Below are 16,891 nucleotides of genomic sequence, written 5' to 3'. Positions count from 1 at the left end.
TCGTTCCTCGCAATGACATGGTTAAAAAGCAGGTAAAAACAGGTATTTTAAAGAACAATTTTATAACGCTTTCCGCTACGTCCCATGCGCTTCGCGACCACTACAAAAATACGCAATTCAACCCTAAAAACTCATAACCAACAACACAAAACCCACAACTCACTACAACGATATCCCACGTTTCCACGGAATAAAATCGTCCTGGCCGTGCCTTACTGCGCTAACTTCTATCTCGCCACTCGCCACCCTGATCACGTAATCTAAAATACGTTCACCGGCCTGCTCAATGGTTTCTGTACCGTCAATTATCGTCCCGGTATCAATATCAATAATGTCACTCATTTTGTTGAAGAGCGTGGTGTTGGTCGATATCTTTACCACAGGTGTTATCGGGTTACCCGTTGGCGTACCTAAACCTGTTGTAAACAATACCACGTTAGCGCCGCTGGCTACTTCGGCAGTGGTACTTTCAACATCGTTACCCGGTGTGCACAGCAGGTTCAAGCCTGGTTTGGTTACCTTTTCGGGATAATCCAATACATCTACCACAGGTGATGTACCGCCCTTTTTTGCGGCTCCTGCCGATTTAATAGCATCTGTTATCAAGCCATCCTTAATATTTCCCGGCGAAGGGTTCATATCAAAGCCCGAACCTACTTCTTCGGCACGCTGACTGTATAAATTTACCAAATGACTAAACCTGTCTGCCTTGTCTTTGGTTACGCAACGGTCTATCAGGTTTTGCTCCACACCGCAAAGCTCCGGGAACTCCGATAAAATAACTGTCCCGCCAAGGCTAACCAATAGGTCTGACGTATAACCAATAGCCGGGTTAGCAGATATACCCGAAAAACCATCCGATCCACCGCACTCTAAACCAATGGTAATTTTGCTTAAAGGAGCAGGCTGGCGTTGGTTGTTATTCGCTTCCATTAAGCCTGCCATGGTTTGGCGTATAGCCAACTCCAGCATATCCGATTCCTTACCTACCTTTTGCTGATCCAGCACATACAGCGGTTTCTTAAAGTTCGGACTGCGTTTTGCTATCTCTTCTTCCAGTATGCTTACCTGCGCGTTTTGGCAGCCTAAGCTCATCACAGTTGCACCCGCAACATTAGGGTGGGTAATGTAACCCGCAAGCAAACCGCAAAGTGCCTGCGCATCCTGGCGCGTGCCACCGCAGCCACCATTATGTATCAAAAACTTGATCCCATCCACATTCGGGAACAGGCGCTCTTCCTTAGCAGTAGCTTCGCCGCCTTTTACTTCGGTGTATAAAATTTCGTCAACGCTGCCTCCATTTTTTACCAGGTTTATCAGCTGCTGCGCCTTGCTTTCGTACGTGTTTTTACGGCCGTAGCCTAATTGCTTTACCAGGGCATCCTGCAATACCTCTATGTTGCGGTTCTCGCAAAATACCATTGGTATCACCAGCCAGAAATTGCCTGTACCTACGCTGCCATCCTCGCGGTGGTAACCGTTAAAAGTACGGCCCGCCCATTTCGATGCATCGGGCTGCTGCCAGTTATCATGGTGCTGTGCCTCTAAAAAGCCGCTTGCCGCGTGCTTTACATTGGCAACGGTTAGCAGGCTACCGGCAGCGATAGCGTTTTGTGCCTTGCCTACCAACACACCATACATTATTATCTTCTCGCCCTCGGCAAAATCATGCTCGGCAAATTTGTGCTTGGCGGCTATAAACTCTTTAACAGTATAAGTTTTACCCGAATATTCCAACTGCTCGCCTGGCTGCAGGTCGGTCAATGCAACAACTACGTTGTCGGAAGGGTGTACTTTTAAAATGCGCTGTTTCATAAAACTTGATGGTTAATTGCTGTGATAGTTAAATACTAAACACGTTTTACATACTTTGTGTTTGTTTGGCTTATAATCCTGACAAAATTGTTTAATTTTTACAAACACTTTATAACCTCAATTACCTCAATAGTATATTATTTTACCGTTAGCGCCCATTTTATAAGGTCGTTGGCGGCTTTTAAATTATCATAATCTGCCGGTAGCTTCCTGCCATCGGTATACTCATTGTAAAACCATGGGTCGGCAACTACAAATACTTTGCCTTTGCCATACTTAGCTGTCGCGATGATGATGTCTTTGTTATCCACCAAACTTGCAACGGCAGGTGCTTTCACCGCGAAGGTTGATATCTCTTTAATGTATATCTTTTTCGCTGTTTTAAATACAGGGTCGGTTGCAGGTATCATTACCGCGCCTGTTTCAAAATGCGGAGTTACCACATGGTTACGGCTGTCCTCGTTGTCATGAATACCAAACTTAGCCAGCAAATTGTTCAAATGCTTAAACTCGGCATTGCCGGTATCGTTGTTTAACACGATCAGCGTTCCGCCCGCTTTCACCCATTCAGTAATGGCGGTAATATGCGGTGTTTCAATATATTTTGCATCAGGGTTCTCTTTCGGGATATCCGGGTCAACAATGATATACATATCGGCCTTTTTCAGGTTATCCGCGGTCGGGCCCTGGTACAAGGTTTCCGTCTTCACACCATAATTGTGGAAAGCGTTCGCGAAGAACGAAAAACCATTATTATCCTGCTCTTCCCATTTATAATGGAAAGATAGTGCCGGGTCGCCAATAATTTTATCCGCACGGTGCTCATTGTTAAAGTATGAATCCAACAAAACAGTTTTACCTTTACCCAAATTGCGCTTAGCTAAACGCTCCATCTCAACCGAAGCCTGTAAGAACGCGCCAACACCTTTGGCATCGTTAACGATCACCTTTTCGCTCAGGTAATAAGCATAGCTGCCATCGCGGTAAGGGTTACCGCCCAGTCCCGATACACTTACCGTACCTTTCAGGTTCACCTGACCACTGGCGTCGGTCTCAATAAACTCCTTCAAAATACCTTTGTAACCTTTATCGGCCACAGCTAAATAGCTATCGGGCAAATAACCATTACGGATGCCCTTAGCCAAAGCATACACAAACATGCTCGACGCCGAAGCTTCCAGGTAATTTCCTTTTTCCTTTGGTTTATCTAAAATATCATACCATACACCGCTTTTGGCATCCTGTACTTTGGTAACAGCAGCAGCAAAACGGTTTAGTATCGCGATAATTTCAGCGCGTTTTGGATGGTTAGCGGGCAAATAGTCAAGCGCGTCAACTAAAGCCATACCATACCAGCCCATTGCGCGGCCCCAAAACTCGGGCGAAAGGCCTGTTTGCGGGTTGGCCCATTTTTGCTTTTTGCTATAATCCCAGCCATGGTAAAGCAGGCCGGTCTTTGCATCGCGGGCATGTTTTTCCATCAAAATGAACTGGTTGGCCACATCGTCAAAATCGGCATCTTTATGCACCATTCCTGCATACTCAGCATAAAACGATTCGGCCATATACAGCCCGTCCAGCCACATTTGTTCTTCGTAAATCTTTTTATGCCAAAAACCACCTTCGGGTGTGCGCGGCTGTTTCTTCAACTGATCATATAGCGTAGTGGCAGCCTTGTAGTATTTTGGCAAACCTGTAACGTTATACAGCATCAGCAAATTACGGCCACATAAAACGTTATCTAAGGTATAAGCCTCGCTTTTATACCCGGTTATCTGGCTACCATCGGCGCTTATCAGGTTATCCATACTTTGCTGGATGTATTTAAAATACGTCCTGTCGGCTGTTTGCTGCCAAACGCCTTCAATACCTTTCAGTATTACGCCTTCATCATAGTTCCATCTTCTAAATGGCTTTTGTGTTTTATCGGCGGTATCTGTTGTCCATACCTTCATTACCGTTGCCGCCATTTTTTGCGACATCGGTATTTCCTGTGCCTGCACGTTCGCGCCCACCGCGAACAACAGCAAAATAACAGGTAACTGTTTTAGTTTTTTCATCCCTATTTTTTGTTTATTTCGATTGATTTGCTTGTTGCTCCATCAGCAAAGACCAATTCTTTTTTTGCCGATGCAGTGTTGGTATTGCTTACCGCTATACCGGCAGTACGCATACCCGATATCTTGAACAGTAATTGACTGTCGTTATTATAGCTAATGCCATCAAGGCTCATGTTCTTACTTTCATCGATACTGATCACCGGGTTAGTATCGGTTGTGATCATCTTAAAGTTTTTGATGTGGATATCCTCCGCTTGTGTGCATACTATGCCTTTTTTGGCAGATATCACCATGTTATCCAGGTACAAACCTTTGATGCTCATCTCGGGTAACCCACGAATAAACAACGCCGTTTGTGCCCCCGAGCAAACAATATTGCTCACATGGAAATCTTTAAATTGCGGGGTAGCTTCGGTAACGGGCATGGTTACCACTTTAGGCGCCTGGCGGTTTTCGCCTGCCAAAACCACGGGGTCTTTGGCCTCATAATACATGTCGAACAAAATCGCCTCGGCGCCAATGTCCTTCATGCTGATGTTGTTGATGTAAATTTTTTCGACAACACCGCCGCGGCCGCGAGTGGTTTTAAAACGCAGGCCAACATCGGTACCCATAAATGAGCAGTTGTCTACAAATATGTTTTTAGCGCCGCCGCTCATTTCGCTGCCTATCACAAAGCCGCCATGCGCATGGTAAACCACACAATTGCGTACAATAACATCCTGCGTTGGCTTGCCCAGCTTACGCCCTTGCTCATCACGGCCCGATTTAATGCAAATGCCATCGTCACCCACATCAAACGTGCTGTTCTCTATCAGCGCGTGGTCGCTCGATTCCAGGTCAATGCCATCGCCATTCTGCGCGTACCAGGGGTTTTTAACGTTAACGCCCCTTAGTGTAATGTTTGAACATAAAAACGGGTGCAGGTTCCAGGCGGGCGAGTTTTGAAAGGTTACGCCTTCAAGCAATACTTTGTTACAGCTGTATAAGGCCACCATATTGGGGCGCAAAAAGTCTTTATACGCTTCAAAATCCTTAATGGTAACGCCGTCAGCCAATACGCCCGGACTTTTAGCCATAGCGCCTTTCAGCGATTTTTCAGAAGGGTACCATGTTTTACCATCAACGCTCAATAAGCCTCCCGAAGCTATTTTAGCGGCCCATTGGGTAGCGTTTAGCTTATCCTTTTTCACCATGCGCCATGCATCACCATTACCATCAATAATACCGTTACCGGTGATGGCCACATTCTCCAGATCGCGCCCGGATACAGGCGATTTACAACGACCGGCCCTTAAGCCTTCGTAAAAACCTTCTATAATTGGGTACTGGTTAAAATCAGCGCTAAATTGCAGCACCGCGTTGCGGTTTAGGTGCAGGTTTACATTGCTTTTTAATTCGATAGGGCCGGTTACCCACATACCTTCGGGCACCAAAACTACTCCGCCACCTTTTTGGCTGCAAATGCTTATGGCTTTATTAATACTGATGGTATTTAAGGTAACACCATCGCTAATAGCGCCAAAGCTTTTTATATTAAAGGTATCGGCTTTAAATTTGGTTTGCTGCACAACCGGCAAAGTTATGTTACCAAATTGCGCCATTACCGCCGATGCGCCAAACACCAGGCAAAAACTAAAGCCAATAATCCTTTTTATCATATCCTGATTATCTCAACTCGTTAATAGCAACAGGGTCCATATCGCTGTATACCTGGTTCTCGCCGCCCATACCCCAAATAAACGAGTAATTAGCTGTACCACAACCCGAGTGGATTGACCATGGTGGCGATATTACCGCCTCGTTGCTTTGCATTACCAAATGGCGTGTTTCTTGTGGCTGGCCCATCAGGTGAACTACAATCTGCCCCGGCTGTACATCAAAGTAAAAGTACATTTCCATACGGCGGTCATGCACGTGCGATGGCATGGTATTCCAAACCGAACCTGTAGAAAGCACGGTTAAACCCATTACCAACTGGCAACTGCGGATACCTTCCAGATGGATATATTTATAGATAGTACGCGCGTTAGATGTTTCCGGCGAACCGATACTTACCGGCATAGCTTCTTCTTTCTTTAGCAAACGAGTAGGGTAAACCATATGCGCCGGGTACGATAGTAAGTAATACATCGCCGGGTTTTTAGGGTCAACACTTTTAAATTCTACGTTCTTGCTTTCTTTACCCGCGTAAACGCAGTCAAGCTTGTCAACGGCAAAAGTTTGCCCGTCAACAATAACCTCACCCGGGCCGCCAATGTTTATGGCGCCTAATTCGCGGCGCTCCAAAAAGTATTCGGCGCGCAGGTTAGGGTAGTTACCCAAAACAATTGCTTTATCAGTTGGCACAGCGCTGCCCACTATCACACGGTCATAATGACTATACACAAATTTCAGCTCGCCGGGCTGCATCAAACCATCAACTAAAAAATTGCCGCGCATCTCGGCGGTGGTCATGGTGCTTACCTCTTTTGGGCTGTTATGATATCTTTGTTCCATTATATTTTTTATTACTCTGTTTTATTTTATCATTAAGTCATCGGGGTCAGTCATTGCCTATCGCCCAATCCAATTCATTCGCACAGTTTTTTAATTCACCTGCACATATCTACTCATTTGCACATTAAATTACCGACCCATCCATCCGCCATCAACAGGCAAAATAACGCCGTTAACATAATCAGATGCAGGCGCTGCTAAAAATATGGTTGCTCCGCCTAAGTCGCTTGCCTCACCCCAGCGTGCTGCGGGTATACGGTCTAAAATAGATTTGCTCCTGTCCGGATCGGCACGTAAAGCTTCAGTATTATCAGTAGAGATATAGCCTGGCGCAATAGCGTTCACATTTACACCTTTTGATGCCCACTCGTTAGCAAAAGCTTTAGTTAAGCTGCCGATAGCGCCCTTACTTGCCGCGTAACCCGGCACATTGATACCACCCTGAAAAGTTAATAACGACGCTGTAAATATTACCTTACCATAACCCTGCTCTATCATATGGCGGCCAATTTCCCTTGTCAGGATAAAAGGTGCATCCAGGTTAATGTTCAATACGGTATCCCAATAATCATTAGGGTGCTCGGCGGCAGGTTTACGCATAATGGTACCCGCATTATTTACCAGGATATCAATTTTAGCATTTTCAACCAATACCAGTTTAGCAAAAGCCTCTAATGATATACGATTTCCAAAATCGCATTGATATGCTTTGAATTTACGGCCAAGGGCATTTACTTCTTTTTCAACCTCGCTGCCACTCAGCGCCAGGTTTGCCGATACACCAATAATATCAGCTCCGGCAGCTGCCAAAGCTAAAGCCATTGCCTTGCCAATACCTCGGTTACAGCCTGTAACAAGAGCGGTTTTTCCACTCAGATCAAATATTTTTTGCATTTGCATGTATAATTGCCGTCACCGGCGTAGTGTGTTTTAGGGAATATTTAGTTTATAAAGCAATTTTAAGGAGATTTTGCTACACAACCGCCATATAAGCCTAAATTATTTTATGCAAACGTTACCGTAGGGAGTTATTGGTTCTTAAACATCTTATCCAAAAAATTGGCAGTATAATTAAGCACCGGCTCAAACCATGGATTGAATAGCAGAAAAGGGTGCGGAGTATCTGGAAAGGAATGTACCTCGCTGTAAATATGCATCGAGTCGAGTTTATGTATAACATCCGTTCTGCCGGCATGCATACGGTCAACCGAGCTATTGATAAACGCTATAGGAGGAGTATTTTTATTAATATGGCTAATTGGGCCTGCCTGTATCCACAGATCGGGGCGCTCTGTTTTGTTTGCACCGAACCAAAGCGTGCCTGCCGATTTTTTCTTACTGTCATCCCCCTCACCTGATTCGGGGTGGATAAAGGCCAGCGTACCATCGGCATCAACAATGGCTTGCACCTTATCGCTAAATTTATCATAGCAGCCATCGCCGGGAAAGGTTTTATCACCCGCGGTTGTTCCTATTAAAGTAGCCAGTTGCCCCCCTGCCGAGAATCCCCAGGCGGCAATTTTATCAGGATCGATATGATAAGCTTTGGCATTGGCACGCATCCATTTTAATGCGGTTTTTAAATCGTTCACCGCGGCAGGGTAAAGTGCCTCGGTGCTTAAACGGTACTCCACAGTAATGGTAACATAACCCCTGGCGGCCAATTGCTGCGCCAAAGGAATATGCTGCGATCTGTCGCCCGAGCGCCACCCCCCGCCATGTATAATGAGCAATGCAGGCAAAGGCGCTTTATTTGCTGTAGGATAAAATACATCCAAATGCAGATCGCGCTTATTGATGGTGCAATAAACCACATTCATTTTTGATGTGATGGTAGCGGGAGCAGGTGGGTTAGCGATAGTGATATTCGGATACTTTTTTAACGCGCCCTTATATGCACTGTAAGTAGTGAACGAGGTATCGCGCGGTTCGGGAAGCTGCGCAAATACACTACCCGCAAGTAAACTTAACGCTGTTATTACACCAACTGCTTTCATGTTATCACAATTTTATGTTGCTGTACTATAGCCTATTATCAAACAAACTTAGCGCACTAATGGCTCAACCCTGAACCAATCAAAATTGGCATAACCCGAGTCGTTTATCTGTGTGGTACGCGAGCAGAATATACCCATTTTCGAGCCTATCCATCGCCCAACTTCAGCCTGAAACTCCGTACCCGTATCGGTAAACGTATTCCCATCCAGGCTATAGCTAAATTTGCATTTTGCACCTGCGCTAACTTTCATCCTGAAATAGATAGTTGGGCTGCTTACTTTCATTAAGGTTTCAGCTTTTTCGGCATTGCCTTTAACAGCGTCTTTACAGGTAATATATTCAAGGCTGATTTCACCTTTCTTACTATGCAGGGTTAAACCGGCATAACTAAAACCCATCATTACCAAACCGGCTCTTTCATCAAGCTTAATATTAGGTTTAAAGGTAAATTTTGTGGTTACCATAAACTCATCGGCAGGTGTTTTTTGTAATAACAGGTTTGGGGTATCCCACAGGTTTTTCGCACTGTCGTCCATGTACGAGAACAAGGTTAGCACGCCTGAATTTGTAGTAGCGTACCAGGTTGATTTTGAATTGGCCATCCATTGCCATTGTTTACCCAACACAACACTATTAAACTCATCCGATTCGGCTGGTGTTTCAATGGGATATACTTTACCAACATTGGGTTTTTTATAAGTTAATACCGGCTCGCCTTTGCCCGTTCCTTTTGGGTCAATACCTATAACAGGCCAGTCATTTACCCATTTCATAGGTTGCAGGTGGGTAACGCGGCCATAAGCTTCTTTATCCTGGAAATGCAAAAACCAGTCTTCGCCGGTTTGGGTATCAACCCATGCACCCTGGTGCGGGCCATTGGTAGTTGATTTACCCTGGTCCATTACCACTTTACGCTCATACGGGCCATATATATTTTTAGACCGCAACACCAGTTGCCATCCTGTTGGTACACCGCCCGCAGGGGCAAAAATGTAATAGTAGCCATTACGTTTATAAATTTTAGGTCCTTCAATGGTAGGGTCTGTTTCGTGGCCATTAAAAACCATTACACCTTCATCAATTACCCTGGTACCGGCGGCGTTCATTTTATTTACAGTAATGATACTTTTTATACCTGCCCTGCTACCTGCCCAGGCATGTGCTAAATAAAGTTGCCCGTCCTCGTCCCATAAAGGGCATGGGTCAATTAAGCCCGCGCCTTCCATTACTAATAAGGGTTCAGACCAGGGGCCCGCCGGATTTTTGGCTTTTATCAGGTAAATGCCGTAATCGGGATCGGGATAATAAATATAAAACTCGCCATTATGAAAACGGATAGCCGGCGCCCAAACGCCATTGCCATGCTGTGGTTTATTAAAATGATCATACGGTGGCTGGCGCAATAATGCATGACCGATAATACTCCAGTTTACCAGATCTTTTGAGTGTAATATGGGCAGCCCCGGAATATCTTCAAAACTTGATGATACCAAATAAAAATCATCACCTACACGTATCGCATCAGGGTCGCTGTAATCGGCATTCAATACCGGGTTTTTGTAAGTACCATTTCCGTTATCGGCCACCCAAACTTTCGATACGTACCGGGGTTGTGCCGAAGTTGCCGCCGGGGTTACTTTTTTTTGCTGCGCCATTGCCGTAAAGGCTGCAAACGTTATAATTGCTGCTGCAAGATGTTTTTTCATTGGGATAAAAAAGGCTGTGTTGGTTTTATTTTACAATAGTAAAAAAGAAAATGCAATCGCTTGCATTTTTTTGTAAAAGAGTGTTGATACACCGGCTAACAAGCTTACACTTAAACCGATATCAATTACCAAACAATACTACTTATACAGGCCGCCAACTTACTTATCCTTAATAGTGATATTCCGGGGAATGTTGTTCGCAGCATTCTTGTTTTTCGTCTCCCGTTGTTTCTTTGTTTTCTGCCTGTTCTTTAAGTTTTACTTTTCTTAACCAGTAAACTAACCTGCTGTAACTTACCTTATTTAACCGGCAATACTCTAACTGTGGCAAGCCACTCATTTTAAAAGCATTAACATGCCCTTCCATTTCATTTGCCGCACTCCGTAACATATAGTTCTTACTCAGGTCTTTAACCGGCTGAGCGTTCAATAAACCTGCCTGCGATATGAAATACATTTTTAAACTATAATTGGTAAATAATTATTCGCGCTCTATTTTTAATGAATAGGCAATATCACATGGCTTTTCGGTCGGGAAAGTCACCCTTAAGCCGCTTTCATCCTGCGAAAATGCCAGGTCACCTGTATGCCCTAACATGCTCACCTTTTTCACCTTACCAATGGCAGTGCCAAATGGCACTATTGTTCCTTGGTTGCCTTCCGGCCACTTTACAGCTATCGCATACAATGTTTTACCTTTTGTGGTAAAGCGGTAGTCGCCGTCGCTGGCCTTAGTCCATGCACGGGTGCTATAAATAGCATCGCCATTAACGGCAAGCCACTTGCCTATGCCAAGCAATACCGCGCGCTGGTCATCCGGAATGGTGCCATCACTTTTGGGCGATATATTCAGCATCAGGTTACCGTTGCGGCTCACATTTTCTATCAGTTTACGCACTACCGATGCTGCCGATACTACTTTCATACCCTCTACATAGCCAAACTTATCGGCAATAGGGTCATCAACCTGCCAGTAAAAATCGGTGAGTTGTTTTGGTGCACGGCCTTCGCGTTCAAAATCGGTAACAGTACCGGCTAAATAGGCATCGCTCTTGGTGGTAATAGTTACTTGTTTACCCCATTTGGCAGCACTGTTATAGTAATAAGCTGCAAAACGCAGTTTTATGGAATCGAGCCTGCGCGGATTAACGCCATTATCAAAAAACACCATATCTGGTTTATATTTATCTACTATCTCTTCGTTCCGGGCCAGCCATTCTTCTAAAAAGGCCTGGCTTTGCGGTGCAGCCGGGTCGGTTACCATTTCAACACCGGGCTGTGTGCCTGCCGCGGCTTTTGCACCACGTATTGGCGGTGGCTGCGGCGGACCATAAAAATCGGCGTATTTAGGATCTAACACGTCGGTTTTCATTTTGATGGTTGGATACAAAAAGTCCCAGTTTTCCATCCTGTGGTTTGATATCCCAAACTTGATTCCCTTTTTACGTACAGATACGCTCAGATCGCCAATAATATCACGATGCGGGCCCATGTTCTTGGCATTCCATTTGGTTAGTTTGCTATCATACATGGCAAAACCATCGTGGTGCTCGGCAGTAGGGCAAATGTATTTGGCGCCTGCTTTTGCAAACAGATCCGCCCATTCATCAGGATCAAATTTCTCGCACTTAAACATGGGTATAAAATCCTTGTAGCCAAATTTATCAGGCGTACCAAAATGCTCAATATGCCATTGTGTAAAACCCTGGTTGGTGTACAAGTGGTGTGGGTACCACTCACTGCCATGTGCCGGAACGGTGTATACGCCAAAATGCATAAAAATACCAAACTTGCCATCTTTAAGCCACTCAGGCACCTGGTAATTAGCTTTGATAGATTCCCAATCAGGTTTATACGGACCAGCCGGGCCAGCTGCCGCACGGCCATTGGGCAGTTTTAATGTTTGGCGGGCGGGCGCTTTTTTACGAGCCTCGGTTACCGAATCGGTTTGCGCAAAGACGTTAACACCAACAAAAAATAAGAGGGCGGTTATTAAAATTTTGATCGGGGTTTTCATATTCTAAATTAATGTTATGGTATAATGCAAAGTATAATTGATAGCAATAGCTAACAGGTTTGCCATGAGCATAATTGTATTGGCCTTATGTAATAAAATGATGGTTTATATAAAATCAAAGCTATAGGGTTTGCTTTTGTAAAGTTTTACAAAAACCGACTTTTTTTTGTCTGAAAAAGATATTGCATATATTTGTTACAATATGATCAAACGTATTCTCAAGCATAGCTTTTCATTGTTAAACACTGACCATGTGCGGCTTGGGGAACGTTGGAACTATCAAAATGTGATAAGCCCTTATCACCGCATATATTATATTGACGAGGGCAAGGGTGAATTATCGGATATGGAGAAAACACTGCAATTAGAGGCAGGCTTTCTTTACATCATTCCGAGTTTTACTTTGTGTAACATGGTATGTAAAAGCTACCTGAGCCAATACTTTGTACAATTCTTCGAAGAATCATCAGATGGCATTTCGTTATTTGCAAACAACCATTCAATAGCGCGGGTTGCAGCTACTGATAATGATGTAATTAACTTTAAGCGGTTGGTGGCCATTAACCCGGGGCGGGGCATCAACCGGTCTGACAATCCGAAGATATACGAGAAAGACATGTTTTACCAGGAATACCAGGAGTTGAACAACCATCAAAATATGGCCAATTTTTTAGAGACACAGGGTATATTACTGCAGCTGGTATCGCGCTTTGCCATTCCCGAATTGCTCAATGTAAAACCTGTACGCTTTATTCCTGCCAAAGTACTGGATACCATTAGTTTTATTAGTGTTAACCTGCATACTCCCATTACCATTAGCTTACTTGCCGGCCGCGTAAACCTGCACCCCGATTATTTTTCGCGCCTGTTTGAGCAGGGCACGGGCATCAGGCCGTTGGCTTACCTGCAGGAAAAACGCATTGAGCGGGCGCAATACCTTATGGTAACCAGCCAGGATACCTATTCGGAGATTGCTGAAATGACCGGTTTTGAAAGCTTATCGCACTTTTCAAGAACCTTTAAAAAAATCACAGGCATATCGCCGGGAGTATACAAACGGCGTATCTATAATGATTTTTAATTATCCTTTGCGGGATTTGCAACCTATAAAAAGCTTAACTTTTTAATAACAATCTACCTTGTTATTGGTTATGTTTGTTATATGGACCATGATACACCTAAATTCTCACAAACAAATCAGCCTATACTAACTTTACGTGAGGAAACAAGTGCATTACTTTCGGCCATTATTGAATCGTCAGACGATGCTATCATTAGCAAAACCCTGCATGGTATTATAACCAGTTGGAACCCTGCTGCCGAAAAGTTGTTCGGGTTTACAAGCGTGGAAGCCATTGGGCAGCACATTACCATGATCATTCCGTCGGAACGATTAAAGGAGGAAGATTTTATTATCAGCCAGGTATCACAAGGTAACCAGGTTAATCATTTCGAAACCATGCGGCAACGTAAAGATGGATCGTTGGTAAACCTGTCAATATCTGTTTCACCGATCAGAGATTCAACAGGTAAAATTATCGGGGCATCTAAAATTGCACGAAATATAACAGAACAGCGTAAAGCAGCCGAAAGACAAAGTATGCTGGCAGCTATTGTAGATACGTCTGATGATACCATTCTTAGTAAAACCCTTGATGGGATCATTACCAGTTGGAACAAAGCAGCAGAAAAAATGTTCGGTTATACCGAAGCAGAAGCTGTTGGTAAACACATATCCCTTATCATCCCCGCAGATCGGTTGAATGAGGAAGATTATATTATTGGTGAAATACGAAAAGGAAATAAAGTAGATCATTTCCAAACCATTCGGCAAGCAAAGGATGGCCATTTGGTACCTATTTCGGTATCTGTTTCTCCTATTACCGATCTGGAAGGCAAAGTAATTGGCGCATCAAAAATTGCGCGGGACATATCTGTTCAACAAGCAGATGAGGAGGAAAAGAAGCAACTTTACGAGCAGATCAAAAAACTGAACGAAAAGAAAGACGAGTTTATTGGGCTGGCCAGCCATGAGTTAAAAACACCGCTTACCAGCATCAATGGCTACCTCCATATACTTGAGCGAATGATAACCGATGAAAAAGCATTGCAATTTCTGAAAAAATCACAGCACCAGGTTAAAAAACTGAGTACGTTGGTTTCCGACCTGTTGGATATTTCCAAAATAGAGGCCGGCAAACTGCAAATTTCTATAGAAAATTTAAACATCCGCGAAATTGTGGATGATGCCATCGGGCTATTATCGCATACGCATACCCAATACCGCATAACACTATATTCCGATGTGAAAGAATTGAACATGCAGGGCGACCCGGGCCGTATTGAGCAGGTTATTATTAACCTGCTTACAAACGCTATACGGTATTCACCCGGCACCAATCAGATCGAGGTATTCCTGGAGCAGCATCCCGGTAAGGTAAAAATTGGCGTTAAAGATTTTGGCGTAGGCATTGCTGCCGATAAGTTAAAACACATTTTTTCGCGGTTTTATAGGGTAGATGATGTTAACCCCAATATTTCGGGGCTGGGCATTGGCCTTTATCTTTCTCACCAGATAGTAAGCAGGCACAATGGCGAGATATGGGCGGATAGCCAACCGGGCGTTGGCAGTACTTTTTGGTTTACGTTGCCCTTGCTTTAACCCATTTCATCCAACAAAAAAGGGCTTGCCGGTATTACCGGCAAGCCCTTAATTATTTGCTTATTTGTTAGCTGTTTTTATTGCTGTGGCAGTCCATAACCATTGCTGATTTTTCCTTTAGATTGGCTGATGGTTGAGAAAGGAATAGGCCAGTAATACCTTGGTGGATCATTGGCAGTTGTTATACCTGAAAGAATATTTCTTTGATAATCAGCATAACCGGTAACAAGGTCAACGCCCCAATTGGTTTTAACATATCCCTGCAATACCAGGGCAGCAGCTACCGGGCCGGCAGGATCAATGTACTTAAACATGCCCTGTATGGCAATATTATGCGTAGTACCCACCACTTTGCTACTTACAGTTGAAAGTGTGATATAGTTATATTGGCCTCTCCACGCGGGATATGCTGCCGGGTTTGCAACGGTATCCGCTGCCGCACAATCAAAAGTTAACGGGTTGGTTAAGGCAACCTTTTTTGTCCAGATGTATTTTGAGAAATCATTACCATTAGCAAAATGATAAAATCCGTTGGCATTAAGGCCAGCTACCACTGCTGCCATTTCTTGTTGAACGGCGATCGCTCTTTCAGAAAAAGTACCCGAGCGTATCAGGTCCCAACGGCGTGTACCTTCGCCTATTAATTCAAGCTTGCGTTCTTGCAGTACAGCATCTTTTAATGCCTGGCCGGTTAGCGCACCAAAGTCATATTTTGCGTTACCAAAGGCTCTTTCCCTAATTTGATTAACTAAAGCAATGGCATCATTTTCACCAAGCTCAGCTTTAACTTCGGCCAGCATCAGTATCACATCAGCCATCCTTAAAATAGGCCAGTTTATCCCCGAGTTCCTCTGTGCTGCAACGTATGGCGGGTTCATGCGGTTCTCATCCCATTTATTTGTAGATACGCCACCTGCTGTTTTACTGCCCGGAACAAATGTTAACATTTTTTCGTTACCGTCACCATTGCTTCCTGTAACGGCTACACTGGCATCTCTCCGCTTATCAGCGTTTAAATACTCACCAAAATAAACAGTAGGAACAATGCGAAGAGCACCAAACGTTTTTGTAGGAGCGGCAAGCGTGCTACCACCATCAGACGGTCTTCCAAATGCATAAGGATACTCACTTGTAGTTGTTAACGTGCCTCCCTGTATATTCCCCAGCTCAAACACAGACTCCGGGCTTACCGTTAAGTCAGCAAAATATTGAAAATGCCTTTGAAACGGGTTGTTGGATGTACTCCTGCTATCGGTGGTAATTAAACCTGAGGATCCTTTATTGTCAATAGCTGCCTGGAAATATGTTTTAGCTGTTTGATAATAAGGTAAATAATCGGCACGGCGGGCGTAAACGCACTTGTTGGCCTCGTTGCCCTTTTTGGTAAAGGTTAAATTACCATATAAACCTGCAACATCAGTACGGATGGTTTGATACCCGCCCGAATTTAGTGCCAATTCCCCTATAAGGGCATCACAAAACGTTCTCGACATACGTTCGGCATTTATATTGCCTTGCCCTAACCGGTACATTAATGGCTCGGCTTTTTTAAGGCTTTCTATCAAATTATCATAGATAGTAAAACGCGACGATAAAGAATAATCTGTTACAACCGTATTTTCATAACCATATGGCACATCGCCAAAATGTTTAATTAACTGAAAATAGCAAAATGCCCGAATGGTTAAGGCTTCGCCATAAAGGTGGGTCCAGTCGGTAGTTTTGTTGGCAGCAACATCCGCCAGATAAGCAGGTTTTGTAGCAATAACATCAGCTATCTTAGCCGCTTGAGCAATAGTAGCATAAAGGGCATTAAATGCACCCTCGGCGGTACTTACCGGTAGTAAATCTGAACGTAAAATGGCATTTAGGTTATTGGTAGAACCAGATTCCGGGTAATACTCACCATCAGATCCCACAGGATCGTTCCAGCGGTAGCCACCCATAACACAATTTTGGCGGTAATTAGCATAACACCATGATAATGTTTTGAATGTTTCTGATGGTGTAGCTGTAACAAAACTATCATCTACACTGGATGGAGATGATACATTAAGGAAATCTTTTTTGCATTGTGTGAAACTGAGGCACAATGCAACTGCTGCTATATATTTTATTGACTTTTTCATCTTTT

Annotated in this window: 12 protein-coding genes; 2 read left to right on the top strand and 10 right to left on the bottom strand. The window is 44.0% G+C overall.

The window, feature by feature from the left end; genetic code table 11:
* Positions 1-162: 162 nt before the first annotated feature.
* The 9 genes from KXQ82_RS01830 to KXQ82_RS01790 form a co-directional block, all read right to left on the bottom strand.
* Positions 163-1,815: a UxaA family hydrolase gene (locus KXQ82_RS01830; protein WP_219486268.1), complete on the bottom strand. Its 1,653-nt coding sequence runs from the start codon at positions 1,813-1,815 to the stop codon at positions 163-165.
* Positions 1,816-1,952: 137 nt separating this feature from the next.
* Complete coding sequence (locus tag KXQ82_RS01825) at positions 1,953-3,875, bottom strand: DUF4350 domain-containing protein (protein ID WP_219486266.1); 1,923 nt, start codon at positions 3,873-3,875, stop codon at positions 1,953-1,955.
* Positions 3,876-3,877: 2 nt separating this feature from the next.
* The gene (locus tag KXQ82_RS01820) at positions 3,878-5,536 is read right to left on the bottom strand and encodes a glycoside hydrolase family 28 protein (RefSeq protein WP_255563353.1); all 1,659 of its coding nucleotides are present in this window, start codon (positions 5,534-5,536) and stop codon (positions 3,878-3,880) included.
* A gap of 7 nt (positions 5,537-5,543) precedes the next feature.
* Entirely contained in the window at positions 5,544-6,374 is an 831-nt protein-coding gene (kduI, locus tag KXQ82_RS01815; RefSeq protein WP_219486264.1) for a 5-dehydro-4-deoxy-D-glucuronate isomerase, read from the bottom strand.
* 129 nt (positions 6,375-6,503) lie between these two features.
* Positions 6,504-7,274 carry an SDR family NAD(P)-dependent oxidoreductase gene (locus KXQ82_RS01810; protein WP_304610797.1) on the bottom strand — a complete coding sequence of 257 codons (771 nt, stop codon included), beginning with the start codon at positions 7,272-7,274 and terminating at the stop codon, positions 6,504-6,506.
* A 128-nt stretch (positions 7,275-7,402) separates the two neighbouring features.
* Positions 7,403-8,371, bottom strand: coding sequence for an alpha/beta hydrolase (locus KXQ82_RS01805; RefSeq protein WP_219486262.1), 969 nt, complete (start codon positions 8,369-8,371; stop codon positions 7,403-7,405).
* Positions 8,372-8,419: 48 nt separating this feature from the next.
* Positions 8,420-10,078, bottom strand: a complete 1,659-nt coding sequence (locus tag KXQ82_RS01800; RefSeq protein WP_255563352.1) for a glycoside hydrolase family 43 protein — start codon at positions 10,076-10,078, stop codon at positions 8,420-8,422.
* Between the two features lie 169 nt (positions 10,079-10,247).
* Positions 10,248-10,535: an IS66 family insertion sequence element accessory protein TnpA gene (gene tnpA, locus KXQ82_RS01795; RefSeq protein ID WP_219486261.1), complete on the bottom strand. Its 288-nt coding sequence runs from the start codon at positions 10,533-10,535 to the stop codon at positions 10,248-10,250.
* A 24-nt stretch (positions 10,536-10,559) separates the two neighbouring features.
* Entirely contained in the window at positions 10,560-12,095 is a 1,536-nt protein-coding gene (locus tag KXQ82_RS01790; RefSeq protein WP_219486260.1) for an alpha-L-fucosidase, read from the bottom strand.
* Between the two features lie 202 nt (positions 12,096-12,297).
* On the opposite strand from KXQ82_RS01790, the gene KXQ82_RS01785 reads away from it, so the two are divergent.
* Positions 12,298-13,176, top strand: coding sequence for a helix-turn-helix domain-containing protein (locus KXQ82_RS01785; protein ID WP_219486259.1), 879 nt, complete (start codon positions 12,298-12,300; stop codon positions 13,174-13,176).
* A gap of 81 nt (positions 13,177-13,257) precedes the next feature.
* On the top strand, positions 13,258-14,757 hold the full coding sequence (locus tag KXQ82_RS01780) for a sensor histidine kinase (RefSeq protein WP_219486258.1): 1,500 nt from the start codon (positions 13,258-13,260) through the stop codon (positions 14,755-14,757).
* Between the two features lie 77 nt (positions 14,758-14,834).
* Here the strand turns inward: KXQ82_RS01780 and KXQ82_RS01775 are convergent, their stop codons facing one another.
* Positions 14,835-16,886 (bottom strand): RagB/SusD family nutrient uptake outer membrane protein, encoded by a 2,052-nt coding sequence (locus KXQ82_RS01775; protein WP_219486257.1) that lies wholly within the window; start codon positions 16,884-16,886, stop codon positions 14,835-14,837.
* Positions 16,887-16,891 lie beyond the last annotated feature (5 nt).

The sequence above is a fragment of the Mucilaginibacter rivuli genome, from assembly GCF_019391655.1.
GTDB classification, from domain to species: domain Bacteria; phylum Bacteroidota; class Bacteroidia; order Sphingobacteriales; family Sphingobacteriaceae; genus Mucilaginibacter; species Mucilaginibacter rivuli.
This window is presented reverse-complemented; position numbering and strand designations above follow the sequence as displayed.

Excerpts from the sequence above, each read along its gene's own strand:
- KXQ82_RS01820 (WP_255563353.1), bottom strand. The coding sequence starts at position 5,536 with ATGATAAAAAGGATTATTGGCTTTAGTTTTTGCCTGGTGTTTGGCGCA.
- tnpA (WP_219486261.1), bottom strand. The coding sequence starts at position 10,535 with ATGTATTTCATATCGCAGGCAGGTTTATTGAACGCTCAGCCGGTTAAA.
- KXQ82_RS01775 (WP_219486257.1), bottom strand. The coding sequence starts at position 16,886 with ATGAAAAAGTCAATAAAATATATAGCAGCAGTTGCATTGTGCCTCAGT.
- KXQ82_RS01800 (WP_255563352.1), bottom strand. The coding sequence starts at position 10,078 with ATGAAAAAACATCTTGCAGCAGCAATTATAACGTTTGCAGCCTTTACG.
- KXQ82_RS01785 (WP_219486259.1), top strand. The coding sequence starts at position 12,298 with ATGATCAAACGTATTCTCAAGCATAGCTTTTCATTGTTAAACACTGAC.
- KXQ82_RS01790 (WP_219486260.1), bottom strand. The coding sequence starts at position 12,095 with ATGAAAACCCCGATCAAAATTTTAATAACCGCCCTCTTATTTTTTGTT.
- KXQ82_RS01825 (WP_219486266.1), bottom strand. The coding sequence starts at position 3,875 with ATGAAAAAACTAAAACAGTTACCTGTTATTTTGCTGTTGTTCGCGGTG.
- KXQ82_RS01805 (WP_219486262.1), bottom strand. The coding sequence starts at position 8,371 with ATGAAAGCAGTTGGTGTAATAACAGCGTTAAGTTTACTTGCGGGTAGT.
- KXQ82_RS01780 (WP_219486258.1), top strand. The coding sequence starts at position 13,258 with ATGGACCATGATACACCTAAATTCTCACAAACAAATCAGCCTATACTA.
- kduI (WP_219486264.1), bottom strand. The coding sequence starts at position 6,374 with ATGGAACAAAGATATCATAACAGCCCAAAAGAGGTAAGCACCATGACC.
- KXQ82_RS01810 (WP_304610797.1), bottom strand. The coding sequence starts at position 7,274 with ATGCAAATGCAAAAAATATTTGATCTGAGTGGAAAAACCGCTCTTGTT.
- KXQ82_RS01830 (WP_219486268.1), bottom strand. The coding sequence starts at position 1,815 with ATGAAACAGCGCATTTTAAAAGTACACCCTTCCGACAACGTAGTTGTT.